General features: G+C 73.4%; 10 protein-coding genes. 6 read left to right on the forward strand and 4 right to left on the reverse strand.

Annotation, left to right across the window (positions count from 1 at the left end; translation table 11 throughout):
• The 6 genes from infB to OF819_RS26100 all read left to right on the forward strand — a co-directional run.
• Positions 1-2,014 (forward strand): translation initiation factor IF-2 (infB, locus tag OF819_RS26075; protein WP_267246092.1); only part of this gene is annotated, 2,014 nt, incomplete at its 5' end.
• Positions 2,015-2,154: 140 nt separating this feature from the next.
• A complete protein-coding gene (locus OF819_RS26080) occupies positions 2,155-2,448 on the forward strand; it encodes a DUF503 domain-containing protein (protein WP_267246093.1) in 294 nt (97 codons plus the stop codon).
• 74 nt (positions 2,449-2,522) lie between these two features.
• Positions 2,523-2,984, forward strand: a complete 462-nt coding sequence (gene rbfA, locus OF819_RS26085; RefSeq protein WP_267246094.1) for a 30S ribosome-binding factor RbfA — start codon at positions 2,523-2,525, stop codon at positions 2,982-2,984.
• Positions 2,981-3,907, forward strand: coding sequence for a tRNA pseudouridine(55) synthase TruB (gene truB / locus OF819_RS26090; protein ID WP_267246095.1), 927 nt, complete (start codon positions 2,981-2,983; stop codon positions 3,905-3,907). The genes rbfA and truB overlap by 4 nt, the downstream gene beginning before the upstream one ends.
• A gap of 246 nt (positions 3,908-4,153) precedes the next feature.
• Positions 4,154-8,590: a hypothetical protein gene (locus OF819_RS26095; protein ID WP_267246096.1), complete on the forward strand. Its 4,437-nt coding sequence runs from the start codon at positions 4,154-4,156 to the stop codon at positions 8,588-8,590.
• A 31-nt stretch (positions 8,591-8,621) separates the two neighbouring features.
• On the forward strand, positions 8,622-9,578 hold the full coding sequence (locus OF819_RS26100; protein ID WP_267246097.1) for a bifunctional riboflavin kinase/FAD synthetase: 957 nt from the start codon (positions 8,622-8,624) through the stop codon (positions 9,576-9,578).
• 300 nt (positions 9,579-9,878) lie between these two features.
• Here OF819_RS26100 and OF819_RS26105 read toward each other — a convergent pair whose 3' ends face one another.
• Genes OF819_RS26105 through OF819_RS26120 form a run of 4 tightly spaced genes read right to left on the reverse strand, consistent with a single transcriptional unit; the run spans position 9,879 to position 13,816 of the window.
• Positions 9,879-10,829, reverse strand: a complete 951-nt coding sequence (locus OF819_RS26105; RefSeq protein WP_267246098.1) for an ABC transporter ATP-binding protein — start codon at positions 10,827-10,829, stop codon at positions 9,879-9,881.
• A 10-nt stretch (positions 10,830-10,839) separates the two neighbouring features.
• Positions 10,840-11,838: an ABC transporter ATP-binding protein gene (locus OF819_RS26110; RefSeq protein ID WP_267246099.1), complete on the reverse strand. Its 999-nt coding sequence runs from the start codon at positions 11,836-11,838 to the stop codon at positions 10,840-10,842.
• Positions 11,835-12,767, reverse strand: coding sequence for an ABC transporter permease (locus OF819_RS26115; protein ID WP_267246100.1), 933 nt, complete (start codon positions 12,765-12,767; stop codon positions 11,835-11,837). Before OF819_RS26115 ends, OF819_RS26110 begins: the two co-directional genes overlap by 4 nt.
• Complete coding sequence (locus OF819_RS26120; protein WP_267246101.1) at positions 12,764-13,816, reverse strand: ABC transporter permease; 1,053 nt, start codon at positions 13,814-13,816, stop codon at positions 12,764-12,766. The genes OF819_RS26115 and OF819_RS26120 overlap by 4 nt, the downstream gene beginning before the upstream one ends.
• Between the last annotated feature and the right edge of the window lie 58 nt (positions 13,817-13,874).

Here is a 13,874-nt window from a genome sequence, read left to right on the forward strand (position 1 = left end):
CGGCGGCCCCGGCGGTGGCGGCGGCTTCGGCGGCGGTGGCCGTCCCGGCTTCGGCGGGCGTCCGGGCGGTCCCGGCGGCCGTGGAGGCACGCAGGGCGCCTTCGGCCGTCCCGGCGGCCCGGCGCGCCGTGGCCGCAAGTCGAAGCGGCAGCGGCGCCAGGAGTACGAGGCCATGCAGGCCCCGTCGGTCGGCGGTGTGATGCTGCCCCGCGGCAACGGCGAGGCCATTCGCCTGTCGCGCGGTGCGTCGCTCACCGACTTCGCGGAGAAGATCAACGCCAACCCGGCGTCGCTCGTCGCGGTCATGATGAACCTCGGCGAGATGGTCACCGCGACCCAGTCCGTCTCCGACGAGACCCTGGAGCTCCTGGGCTCGGAGATGAACTACACCGTCCAGATCGTCAGCCCGGAGGAGGAGGACCGCGAGCTTCTCGAGTCCTTCGACATCGAGTTCGGCGAGGACGAAGGCGGCGAGGAGGCCCTGGCCTCGCGTCCGCCGGTGGTGACCGTCATGGGTCACGTCGACCACGGAAAGACCCGGCTGCTGGACGCCATCCGCAAGACGAACGTCATCGCGGGCGAGGCCGGCGGCATCACGCAGCACATCGGTGCGTACCAGGTCACGACCGAGGTCAACGAAGAAGACCGCAAGATCACCTTCATCGACACCCCGGGTCACGAGGCGTTCACCGCCATGCGTGCCCGCGGTGCGAAGTCGACCGACATCGCGATCCTCGTGGTGGCGGCCAACGACGGTGTGATGCCCCAGACGATCGAGGCGCTGAACCACGCCAAGGCGGCCGAGGTGCCGATCGTGGTCGCGGTCAACAAGATCGACGTCGAGGGCGCGGACCCGACCAAGGTGCGCGGTCAGCTGACCGAGTACGGCCTGGTGGCCGAGGAGTACGGCGGCGACACCATGTTCGTCGACATCTCCGCCAAGCAGGGTCTCAACATCGACTCCCTGCTGGAGGCCGTGGTCCTCACCGCGGACGCCTCGCTCGACCTGCGGGCCAACCCCGTGCAGGACGCGCAGGGCATCGCGATCGAGTCCCACCTCGACCGCGGCCGCGGCGCCGTGGCCACCGTCCTGGTCCAGCGCGGCACCCTGCGGGTCGGCGACACGATGGTCGTCGGCGACGCCTACGGCCGTGTCCGCGCCATGCTCGACGACAAGGGCAACAACGTCGAGGAAGCGGGTCCGTCGACCCCCGTCCTGGTTCTGGGTCTCACCAACGTCCCGGGCGCCGGCGACAACTTCCTGGTCGTCGACGAGGACCGCACGGCCCGCCAGATCGCCGAGAAGCGCGCGGCGCGCGAGCGCAACGCGAACTTCGCCAAGCGCACCCGCCGGGTGTCCCTTGAGGACCTGGACAAGGTACTCAAGGCCGGTCAGATCCAGGAGCTCAACCTCATCATCAAGGGCGACGCGTCCGGTTCGGTGGAGGCTCTCGAGTCCTCGCTGCTCCAGCTCGACGTCGGCGAAGAGGTGGACATCCGGGTGCTGCACCGCGGCGTCGGCGCGGTCACCGAGTCCGACATCGACCTGGCGATGGGCTCCGACGCCATCGTCATCGGCTTCAACGTCCGTGCGGCCGGCCGGGCCGCGCAGATGGCGGAGCGCGAGGGCGTCGACGTCCGGTACTACTCGGTGATCTACCAGGCCATCGAGGAGATCGAGGCGGCCCTCAAGGGCATGCTCAAGCCGGAGTACGAAGAGGTCGAGCTGGGCACGGCGGAGATCCGCGAGGTCTTCCGCTCGTCCAAGCTGGGCAACATCGCGGGTGTCCTCATCCGCTCCGGCGAGGTCCGGCGGAACACCAAGGCCCGCCTCATCCGCGACGGCAAGGTGGTCGCGGAGAACCTCACCATCGAGGGTCTGCGTCGCTTCAAGGACGACGTCACCGAGATCCGCGAAGGCTTCGAGGGCGGTATCAACCTCGGAAACTTCAACGACATCAAGGTCGACGACGTCATCGCGACGTACGAGATGCGCGAGAAGCCTCGCGGCTGACGCGAGCAGCCGGTTCGGGGCCGGTCGGCGGAGATATTTCCGTCGATCGGCCCCGGCCGTTGCGTGTACGGTTCTTGGTGTCCCTGCCAAGCGCTGGCAGGCGTCCATGACCCCGAACCGGCGGGACATCCGGGCATTACATGTATGTGGGGACGCTGTCCTTCGATCTGCTCCTCGGCGACGTACGGTCGCTGAAGGAGAAACGCTCCGTGGTCCGTCCGATCGTCGCCGAGCTCCAGCGGAAGTTCTCCGTGAGCGCGGCGGAGACCGGCGGCCAGAACCTCCACCGCAGGGCCGAGATCGGCGTCGCGATGGTCTCGGGGGACACGGGGCACCTCACCGAAGTGCTGGACCGGTGTGAGCGCCTTGTCGCCGGCCGGCCCGAGGTGGAGCTGCTGTCGGTCCGACGCAGACTGCACAGCGACGAGGACTGAGCGTTCACCAAGGCCGACGCAGACGTGAGCGGTCCAGGAAGCACGAAAAGCAAGGCAAAGAAGGAGAAGGACCAGTGGCCGACAACGCGCGGGCGAAGAAGCTGGCGGACCTCATCCGCGAAGTGGTCGCCGAGAAGCTGCAGCGCGGCATCAAGGACCCGCGGCTGGGATCGCATGTGACCATCACGGACACCCGGGTCACCGGCGACCTGCGGGAGGCCACGGTCTTCTACACGGTCTACGGCGACGACGAGGACCGCGCCAGCGCCGCGGCTGGACTGCAGAGCGCCAAGGGCATTCTGCGCTCCGCCGTCGGCGCCGCGGCCGGGACCAAGTTCACCCCGACCCTGACCTTCGTCGCGGACGCCCTCCCGGAGAACGCCCGCACGATCGAGGACCTCCTCGACAAGGCGCGGGCCTCCGACGCCAAGGTGCGCGAGGCGTCCTCCGGCGCGGCCTACGCGGGCGACGCCGACCCGTACCGCAAGCAGGGCGACGAGGACGAGAGCGGAAACGAGGACGCGGCCTCTTCATGACACAGCACAGCAAGACCCCGCCGGCCGACGGCCGGCGGGGCCCCGGGGACGGCCTGGTCATCGTGGACAAGCCGGCCGGCTTCACCTCGCACGACGTGGTGGCGAAGATGCGCGGCATCGCCAGGACCCGCCGCGTCGGGCACGCCGGCACGCTCGACCCCATGGCCACCGGCGTCCTGGTGCTCGGAGTCGAGCGGGCCACCAAGCTGCTCGGCCATCTCGCGCTGACCGAGAAGGAATACCTGGGCACCATCCGGCTCGGCCAGAACACCGTCACGGACGACGCGGAAGGCGAGATCACCTCCTCCTCCGACGCCTCCGGGATCACCCGGGAGGCCATCGACGCGGGCGTCGCCGCGCTGACCGGCGACATCATGCAGGTGCCGTCCAAGGTCAGCGCCATCAAGATCGACGGCAAGCGGTCCTACGCGCGCGTGCGCGGCGGCGAGGACTTCGACATCCCGGCCCGCCCGGTGACCGTCTCCTCGTTCCGGGTGTACGACGTCCGGGAGGCGGTGGCCGAGGACAGCACGCCCGTCGTCGACCTGGTGGTGTCGGTGGTCTGCTCCTCGGGCACGTACATCCGGGCCCTCGCCCGCGACCTCGGCGCCGGGCTGGGCGTCGGCGGCCATCTCACAGCGCTGCGCCGCACCCGCGTGGGCCCGTACGGCCTGGACGCGGCGAAGACGCTCGACCAGCTCCAGGAGGAGCTGACGGTGATGCCGATCGCCGAAGCGGCGGACCGTGCGTTCCCCCGCTGGAACGTGTCGGAGAAGCACGCCAGGCTGCTGCTGAACGGTGTACGGATCGACATGCCGCCGCACCCCGCCTCGCCCGTGGCCGCGTTCGCCCCCGACGGGCGCTTTCTGGCGCTGGTCGAGGAGCACAAGGGCAAGGCGAAGAGCCTGGCTGTCTTCGGCTGAGCCGGCTTCATCGCGGGGCGATGCCTCATTGGCGGGGCGACAGCTCGCTGTGGGCCATGGCTCATCGTGGAGCGGGCGTCTGCACCGTCGCCCGCCCCACGATCCCCCTCCGCAAGGGGTCTATCCGCCACAGCAGCCCTTTTCACCCCAATGGGCAGGCGCTCGGAGTGAACCACGGGAGCGCACGGGGGCGCTTTCGGCACACGACCTTCTCCGGCTGATCACCGCCGACCTACCGTCGAGGGCATGGAAGGCGGGGACGTGGCGACGCATGCGACGCTGGTGCGGATCTGCGATCTGGCCGGGCGGCCCCGCGGCGTCGGATTCGCCGCAGACCACCTCGGCACGGTCGTCACCAGCCATGAAACCGTCGACGGGCTGGTACGGGCCGTGCTGCACGCCCCCGGCGAGCGGACCTGGCTGGCCGAGGCCGACGCCATCGTCCCGCTCCCGGAACAGGGGCTCGCCCTGGTGCACACCGAGGGGCTCGGTGTGCGCCCGCTGCCCATCAGCCGTCGTGAACAGATCGAGCCCGGCGCGTATGTACGCCTCTGCGCGCACGGCTGGCGCACGGCGCGTATCCTCGGCCGCGCCCAGGTGACGTACACGGCGACCGACCGCTTCCACCTCCTCGACGACGCCGTGGAGCTGGCCATGGGGACGGCCGGCAGCGATGCGCTGCGGCTCGGCGGGGAGGCCGCCGGAGGACCGGTGCTCGACGCGGCCACGGGCGCGGTGCTCGCGGTCGTCGGCACCGCCCTCGAAGCCGGGCGGCTGGCCGCCGGATTCGCGCTCCCCCTGTGCGCCACACAGGCCGCCGAGGCCGGACAGGGGCCCCTGGGGGAACTGCTGCGCCGCAACGAGACGACCGTGCCCGGGTACGGACGGGACCTCAACCTCGCCGCCGTGCTGGAGCTGACCGCCACCTCCGCGGGCTCCTGCGGCGGCCCCGCCGACCGGCCTGGCCTCGTCGAACGGTCCGATGTCGCACGGGAGTTCAGCGACTTCGAGCAGGGCGTCGGCGCGCTGGTCATGGGGCTCGTCGGCGAGCCCGGCACGGGCCGTACGACCGAACTCGCGGCCTTCGCCGAGCGTCGCGCCCACGGCCCCGAGCCGGCGCCCACCCTGTGGCTCCGCGGAGCGGACCTGCGAGCGGACGACGCGTCCATCGCCGACGCGGCCGCCCGCGCCCTGCAGCGCGCCAGCCGCATCGTTTCCGCGCCCGGCCCATGCGGTGCGCACGGTGCGGCCGGTTCGTCCGTCGCGTGCGGCGCGGTTGACGTGTCCGGCCTGTCGGGCCGGTCCGGTCCGCGCGGGGCGGTTGACGCGGGCGGTGGGGGCGGGCCGCGCGGCTCGTCCGGTGCCGCCGGTTCGTCCGGCGCGGTTGGCGAGGCTGGTCGGTCGGCTGTGTCCGGCTCGCTCGGTGGGGCTGGCGAGGGTGGCCTGTCGGGGCTGTGCGGCTTGTGCGGTGTGGTTGGCCCGTGCGGTGGGCATGGTGGGGCTGATTCGTCGCGTCCGTGTGCCGCCGGTTCGTCGGGCGAGGTTGGCGGGGGCGGTTGGTCGGGCGTGTCCGGCTCGCTCGGTGGGGCTGGCGAGGGTGGCCTGTCGGGGCTGTGCGGCTTGTGCGGTGTGGTTGGCCCGTGCGGTGGGCATGGTGGGGCCGATTCGTCGCGTCCGTGTGCGTCCGGGTCGCCCGGTGCGGCTGACGGGGGCGGTCGGTCGGTCCGGTCCGGTCCGCGCGGGGTGGCTGACACAGCCGGGCCAGCCGGTGCGAGCAGTCCATACGGCCCGTCCGGCCCGTGCCTGGCGGCTGCCACCGCCGCCGCGGCCGATGCGGTCGGCCCGTCCGGGGTGTCTGGCCCGGTCGGCCCGTACAGCGAGACCGGCCCGACCGGGGGGTCCGGTGTGACCTCGCCGTGTGGCCCGTCCGGCTGTGGAGCTTCCGGCGCGTGCGGCGGGTGCGGCGCAGTCGGGCCGCATATGGCGCCGGGCGAGGCGGCGGCGGTCACCCCGCAGCAGGCCGCCGCCGTCGCCGCCGCGGCCGGTCGGCCGCTGGTGCTGCTCCTCGACAGCCCCGAGGAGATGCCGCCGGCTCTCGCGCACCGCCTGCCCGACTGGACGGCGGGCACCGTCCAATGGCTCGCCTCCTGCGGCGTACGCATGGCCGTCGCTTGCAGGCCCGAACACTGGGAACAGGCCGGCGCGCTCTACCCGGCCGACGTACTGCATCTGCCGGCCCGCACCACCGCCCTGTCGACCAGGGCATGCGGCCCGTCCTGGCCGCCGCTGCCGCCCGCCGTGCGGATCGGTCCCCTCGCGCCCGGCGATGCGCGGCTGGCGCGCGACCGCTACGGGCTGCCCGCCGGGGCGCTGGCCGCGGCCGACGAGCGGCACCCGCTGGCCCTGCGCCTCCTCGCGGACGTACGCGCCGCGCTGCCCGGTCCGACACCGGGCAGACCGGGCCGCTATGAGATCTTCGCCGCCTATCTGGACCTGATGTGTCTGCGTGTCGCCGTACGCGTCGCGGCGGCGGCCGATCCGCCGCTGCGCGGCAGCGCCGTGCGCCGGCTGGCCGCTCGGGTCTCCGGCCGCGTCCACGAGGCGGCGCGGCGCTGTCTGGGCCCCGGCCAGGGTGAGCTGGCCCGGAAGTCCTTCGAAGAGCTCTTCCCCTGGCGAACGGGATGGGCGTCGGCGGTCCTCACCGAAGGACTGCTCGCCCCGGCGGGCCGTGGCTACCGCTTCGCGCATGAGGAGGTCGCCGACTGGGTGCAGGGCGCGCATCTGGATCTCGACGCGGCCCTGCACGCCCTGGTGCACCGCTGGCACACCCGTGACTCCGTCGGACTGCCGTCCCGGCCGGGCGGACCGCCTCACTCGGGCCCGTACGCGCCCCCGTCGCCCCGGGCCGTCCGCCCGCTGCCCGTGCCGCGCCACCGCATCGGGCCGGTGGTGCAGGCGCTGCTGCTGCTCGACCGGACGCGGCGGCCCGACGCCCTGTCGGAGCGGCTTGCGGGACTCGTCGACGCGCTCGACCGGCTCGACGACGAGCGCTCCGGGAATGAGGCCGGTGACGAGCGCTCCGGTGACGAGCGCTTCGGGAACGCCATGGGAGATGCGCGCGGAGCGGCGGACGCGCGCTGGTGGGGCGCCCGGCTGCTGCGCGAGACGCTGCTGAGGGTCCCGGACGCCGGGCCGTACCTTCCGGTGCTGCGGCTGCTCGCCGACCGCATCGCCCGCCGGGCCGCCGCACCCGGCGGCGCGGCGCACGAGCTGGGCGGACCCGACGCCTTCGGCCCCGGGTTCGTCAAACGGCTGCGCCTGACCGAGGCCGAGCGGTTCGAGCTGTTCCGCCGGCTTGTGCCGGCGGACCCGCCCCCGGGCGACGGTGTACGGCCCCGCTATCTCGACGCGGTCGCCCAGCGGCTCGCCGCCGCCCCGCGGACCGTGCTGCCGCTGCTGTGCCGCTGGTTCGGGGACGACACGCCGCTGCCCGCGGGCCCGGACGCGCGCGTGCGGCCCACGGTCGCCGCGGCCGCGCAGGCGCTGCTGTACACCTGCCGCGGCCTGGCCGTCGACGATCTCACGGAGGCGCTCGTCGCCACCGCGCATCCCCGCGCCGACGAACTGCTCGCCTCCCTCGCCGAGGACGAGCCGTCCGCCCTCTGCCGCGCCGTCGAGCGCTGGGCCCACGACCCGCGCCCCGAGCGGCGTGTCGCCGCCGCCGCGTACGGGCTGACCGCCGCGGACCGGGCGGCCGCCGACGCAGACCGCGAACTGCTGCGGTGCGCGGCGCTCGCGCTGCTCTCCAGACCGGGGGACACCACGCTGCACGGCGCGGCGCTCGCACTGCTGGTCCGCGATCCCCGGACCCGGCCCCGCTATCTGGGCAGCGCCGTGGCGGCCTTCGCAGCAGGTGATCCACGGCTGCCGGCCACCTCCCTGGCGGCCGCGCTGCCGACCCACCCGGAGCAGGTCCTGGGCGCCTTCGAAGCGCGGCTGCGGCAGTCGGCCGACGGGGCGGGGGAGATCTTCGAGGCGCTTGCCCAGGTCGCCTCACCACAGCTGGCCCGGCGGGCGGGCGCACTCGTCCGCGACTACGCCGCCCGCAGGCCGGAGGGAGCGGCTCAGTGCGCCGCGGCGTTCGTCGACCGCCGGCTGGAGGACGGCCCCGCCGCCAGAGCCGTACTGTTCCCGCTGGTCACCGGCCTGCTGCGGGGACGGTCCCCGCAGGTGCGGCAGGCCCTCGCCGCGGTGCTCGCCGCTCCCGGCGGGCCCGCCTCACGCCCGCTGCGGGCCGAACTGCTGGATCTGCTCCTGCACCATGAGCAGTACGAGGCCCATGACCTCGCCGTCCTGGCCGAGCTGCTGCGCGCCGCCGCCCTCGGCGCCGGGCAGCGGGCCGAGGAACGCACCAGAGCGCTCGTCCACCGTGTCGGCATGCTCCTGGTGCGCACACCCGAAGGCGCGGTCTGCTTCGACCGCCGACTGGTCGAGCTGGCCCGTGAGGTGCCCGGTTTCGCCTCGCTCGTCTGCGGCTGGCTGGCCGGCGAACCGGAGCAGTGGTCGGCGGTCGTCGGGCCCAGCGCATGGCGCACGCTGGAGACGCTGGGCGGCGGAACGCTCGCTTGTCCACAGGCGATGCGAACCGACAGGCTGCGGCATGGCACTCTTAGACCTGCGTAATCGGCGAACAGGCGGACGAGGAGCGGTCACAGTGCAGCGCTGGCGTGGCTTGGAGGACATCCCCCAGGACTGGGGGCGCAGCGTCGTCACCATCGGCTCCTACGACGGAGTGCACCGCGGGCACCAGCTGATCATCGGGCGGGCCGTGGAGCGGGCGCGGGAGCTCGGGGTCCCGTCCGTCGTCGTCACCTTCGACCCCCACCCCAGCGAGGTCGTCCGCCCCGGCAGCCACCCGCCGCTGCTGGCCCCGCACCACCGGCGCGCCGAGCTGATGGCTCAGCTGGGGGTCGACGCCGTGCTGATCCTGCCCTTCACCGCGGAGTTCTCCAAGCTGTCGCCGGCGGACTTCATCGTGAAGGTGCTTGTCGACAAACTGCACGCGTGCGCGGTCGTCGAGGGGCCCAACTTCCGCTTCGGGCACCGGGCGGCGGGCAATGTCGCCTATCTCGCGGAGCTGGGCGCGACCTATGACTACGAGGTGGAGGTCGTCGACCTCTATGTGAGCGGCGAGGCGGGCGGCGGCGAGCCGTTCTCCTCCACCCTCACCCGCCGTCTCGTCGCGGAGGGCGACGTCGAGGGCGCGGCGGAGATCCTCGGCCGCCCCCACCGCGTCGAGGGCATCGTCGTCCGCGGCGCCCAGCGCGGCCGCGAGCTGGGCTACCCCACGGCGAACGTCGAGACCCTGCCGCACACCGCGATCCCCGCGGACGGGGTGTACGCCGGCTGGCTGACGGCGGCGGGGGAGCGGATGCCCGCGGCGATCTCCGTCGGCACGAACCCGCAGTTCGACGGCACGGAGCGCACGGTGGAGGCGTACGCGATCGACCGCGTGGGCCTCGAACTGTACGGGCTGCATGTGGCGGTGGACTTCCTGGCCTATGTGCGGGGGCAGAAGAAGTTCGACTCCATCGAGGCGCTGCTGGAGGCGATGGCGGACGACGTCAAGCGCTGCCGGACGTTGACGACGGCGTACGACACCGAGGTGTGAGCCCGGGGGCGTCCCCCGGCATACCCGGCCCCTCGCGGGCGCGCGACCTTTTCCCGCCCACCCGCCCCTGAGGGGTGTGGGGCCTGGCCCCCGCACCCGCCGCGGCCGCTGCCACGCCCGCCGGCGTGACCCTCGGCCCGCGGCTGCGTCCCGCCCGGCAGGCCCTGCCTCAGCGGACAGGGTCTCCCGCCGGCGCGGCTCCCGCGTGTGCCCCGCGCCGGTCCCGGCACGCCTGATGCCTCGCACCCGCCCCCTCCCGGGCTGCCGTGTTGCGCTGGTGCCGGAAGGGCGGCCGCCCCCTCACCGCAGGTGACACGCCACACCCCCCACCAGCCCCGGCTCCTCCCCCCGGCAGCGCTCCACGACCCCCGCCCGCGCCGCCTCTCCCGAGGCCAGAGAAGGGCATCGGATGTGGAAGCGGCAGCCCGCGGGGACGCGGGAGGGGTCCGGGGGTTCCCCGGTGAGGATCGCGGGCGGCTCACCGGACTCCGGCAGGACGGACAGCAGTGCCCGGGTGTACGGGTGCCGCGCACCCGTCAGGACGTCTTCCACCGGGCCCGACTCCACGATCCGGCCCAGGTACATCACCGCCACCCGGTCCGCGATGTTCCACGCAAGGCCGAGGTCGTGCGTCACCACCAGAGCCGCGACCCCCAGCTCATCCCGCAGCCGCAGCAGCAGCGCGAGGATCTCCCCGCGCACGGATGCGTCCAGGGACGCCACCGGCTCATCCGCGATGATCACCTCGGGCTGGAGGACCAGCGCACCGGCGATGACGACCCGCTGCCGCTGCCCGCCGGACAGCTCGTGCGGATAGCGCAGGAAGAACCGGTCCGGCGGCCGCAGCCCCGCCTGCGCGAGGGCCGCGGCGACCGCGGCCCGTTCGTCCCCGCCGTGGCCGTGGATGCGCAGCCCCTCGGCCACGGCCTCGTACACCGTGTGCCGGGGGTTGAGCGAACCGCTCGGGTCCTGCAGCACGAGCTGCACCCGCCGCCGGTACTCCTTCAGCGCCCGCGTCCCGTACGACAGCGGCTTCCCGCCGTGGGAGACGACCCCCGCGGTGGGCTCCACCAGCCCGAGAAGCGCCCGCGCGAGCGTGCTCTTGCCGCAGCCGGACTCGCCGACGAGCGCCACGATCTCGCCCGCGCCGATGGCCAGGTCCACTCCGTCGACGGCGCGCGCGGACGGCGCGCCGCGCCGCCCGGGGAAGACCACGCGCAGCCCGTCGGCGGACAGCACAGGGGTGCTCATAAGCGACTCCTCACGCTCGCGGGGACGGGCACGGGACGGGCACGACATGCACACACGCGGCCCGGTGCCCCGTGAGGGCCTCGGCCTCGGCCAGCACCGGTTCGGCGGATGCGCAGGCCTCGACCGCATCGGGGCACCGGGGACGGAACGCACACCCGGCAGGCAGTGCGGAGGGATCGGGAGGATCGCCGGGCAGCCCTCGCGGCGCGCGCCGCGACCGCATGTCCCCGATCCGGGGAAACGCGGCGGACAGGGCCCGCCCGTACGGATGCCGTGCCGCCCCGTACACCTGCCCGGCCGGCCCCTCCTCGACCACCCGCCCCGCGTACATCACTGCCAGCCGGTCGCAGGTGTCCGCGAGCACCGCCAGATCGTGGCTGATCATCAGCAGCCCGATGTCCTGATCCGAGACCAGCTGTCCGATCAGCCGCAGGATCTGCGCCTGGATCATCACATCGAGGGCGGTGGTCGGCTCGTCCGCGATGATCAGCCGAGGGTCGCAGGCCAGCGCCATCGCGATCATCACGCGCTGCCGCTGGCCGCCGGACAGCTCATGCGGAAACGCGGCGGCACGCGAGGCCGGCAGCCCCACCTGCTCCAGCAGTTCCGCGGCGCGCGCCCGGGCACCCGCGGCCGTCGCTCTGCGGTGCACCAGAAGCGGTTCGGCGATCTGGTCCCCGATCCGCTGGACCGCGTTGAGGGAGTGCATGGCCCCCTGGAAGACGACAGACGCCCCTGCCCAGCGCACGGCCCGCAGCCGCCCCCACCGCATGGTGAGCACGTCTTCGCCGTCCAGCAGGATCTGCCCGCTGATCCGGGCGGTGCGGGGCAGCAGCCGCAGCAGGGCGAGGGCGAGCGTGGACTTCCCGCACCCCGACTCGCCCGCGAGCCCCAGCTTCCGGCCCGCGGGGAGGCGGAGGTCGATGCCCCGCACGGCAGGCACTGCGGCCTCCCCGGTCCCGTACACCACATGGAGGTCCCGCACGTCGAGCAGTGTCACCTCGCTCATCCGGCAGCTCCCAGCCTCGGGTTGAGCACGGATTCGATCGCCCGCCCGCACAGGGTGAAGCAGAGCGCGACGACGGCGACGGCGATGCCGGGCGGGGCCAGATACCACCAGTGGCCGGCGGAGACCGCGCCCGCCTCGCGCGCGTCCTGGAGCATGCCGCCCCAGGACACCACGGTCGGATCGCCGAGCCCCAGAAAGGCGAGGGTGGCCTCGGTAAGAATGGCGGCGGAGATGCACAGGGTGGTCTGCGCGAGGACGAGCGGCATCACATTGGGCAGCACATGGCGGCTCATGATGTGGCCGTGCCCGCCGCCGAGGGCGCGGGCGCGTTCGATGTACGGGCGGGATTCGACCGCGATGGTCTGCGCCCGCACCAGCCGTGCCGTCGTCGGCCAGCTGGTCACCCCGATCGCCACGATCACCGTCCAGACGCTGCGGGACATCACCGTCGCCAGCACGATCGCCAGCACCAGCGTGGGCATCACCAGAAACCAGTCCGTGACCCGCATGGCGAGGGTGGAGAGCCACCCTCCGTAGTGGCCCGCGAGGATGCCGACGAGCGTGCCGATGGCCACGGACAGGGCCGCCGCGAGCAGCCCCACGGTCAGGGAGATCCGCGCCCCGTAGACCAGCAGCCCGAGCAGGGAGCGACCGAACTGGTCGGTGCCGAGGGGGAATTCCGCGCTGGGCGACTCAAGCGCCCCGCCCGGCGCACGTGTCACGCTCTGCACATCCGAGCCGACGAGCAGCGGCGCGGCCAGCGCGACCAGGGCGATGAGCGCCAGCGCGGCAAGCCCCGCCAGACCTGCGCGATGGGTGCGGTACGCGCGCCAGAAGCGGGCCGCCGAGTGCCTGCGGCGGGCCCGGGCGAGGGAGGCGAGGGAGGAGGTGGAGGAGGAAGGAGAAGGGGAGGAGTCGGTCGTCGTCATCGGCCCACCCGGGGGTCGAGCAGCGGATACAGCAGATCGGCCAGCAGGTTCATCAGGATCATCGCCCCGGCGAACACCATGAACAGCCCCTGCACCAGCGGCAGATCAGGCACGCTGAGCGCCTGGTAGAACAGTCCGCCGAGCCCCGGCCAGGAGAACACCGTCTCGACGAGGATGGAACCGGCCGCCACATGGCCCAGATTGATGAAGACCATGGTGACCGTGGGCAGCAGCGCATTGGGCACGGCGTGCCTGCGCCGTACGGCCGCGTCCCGCAGGCCCTTGGCCCGCGCCGTCGTGAGATAGTCGCCGCCCATCTCGTCGAGCAGCGAGGACCGCATCACCAGCAGCGTCTGCGCATAGCCCACGGCGACGAGCGTGAGGACCGGCAGCACCATGTGGTGGGCGACGTCGGCGATATACGCGAGCCCCGCGGCATCGCCGGACTCCATGCCGCCGGTGGGGAACATCCCGGGAATCGGGCCCGCACCCACCGCGAAGGTGATGATCAGCAGCAGGCCGAGCCAGAACGACGGCACGGACCAGAGGGTGAGCGCCACCCCCGTGGTGAGCCGGTCGCCCGGGCTGCCGTGCCGCCAAGCCGAGCGGGTGCCGAGCCAGAGGCCGAGCGCCGAGTAGATCACCACGGCGGTGCCGGTCAGCAGCAGCGTCGCGGGCAGCTTCTGGGCGATCAGCTCCCCGACGGGCGCATGGAACTGGTACGACATGCCGAGATCGCCGGTCAGCGCCTTGCCGCAGTAATCGGCGAACTGCTGCCACAGCGGCTGGTCGAGCCCGAACTGACGGCGCAGCGCGGCCAGCTGCTCCGCCGATGTGGGTCTGCCGTGCGTCATGGCCCGCACCGGGTCGCCGGGCACGATCCGGAAGAGGAAGAAGCCGGTGACGAGAACGGCGAGCAGCGACACCGCGGCCCCCGCCAGCCGGCCCGCCACATAGCGCAGATAGACGCGGGCGCCGCTGCCCCGGCCGGCGGCCGGGGGCACGTCGGGGGGCGGTACGGCCTTGGCCGGCGCGGTGGTGGTGGTCATCGGCTGCTCGCGGTCGTCGGTGTGTCCTCGGGCGTCGGTGTGTCCTCAGGCGTCGGTC

This window comes from Streptomyces sp. PR69 (genome assembly GCF_026420845.1).
Classification (GTDB): domain Bacteria; phylum Actinomycetota; class Actinomycetes; order Streptomycetales; family Streptomycetaceae; genus Streptomyces.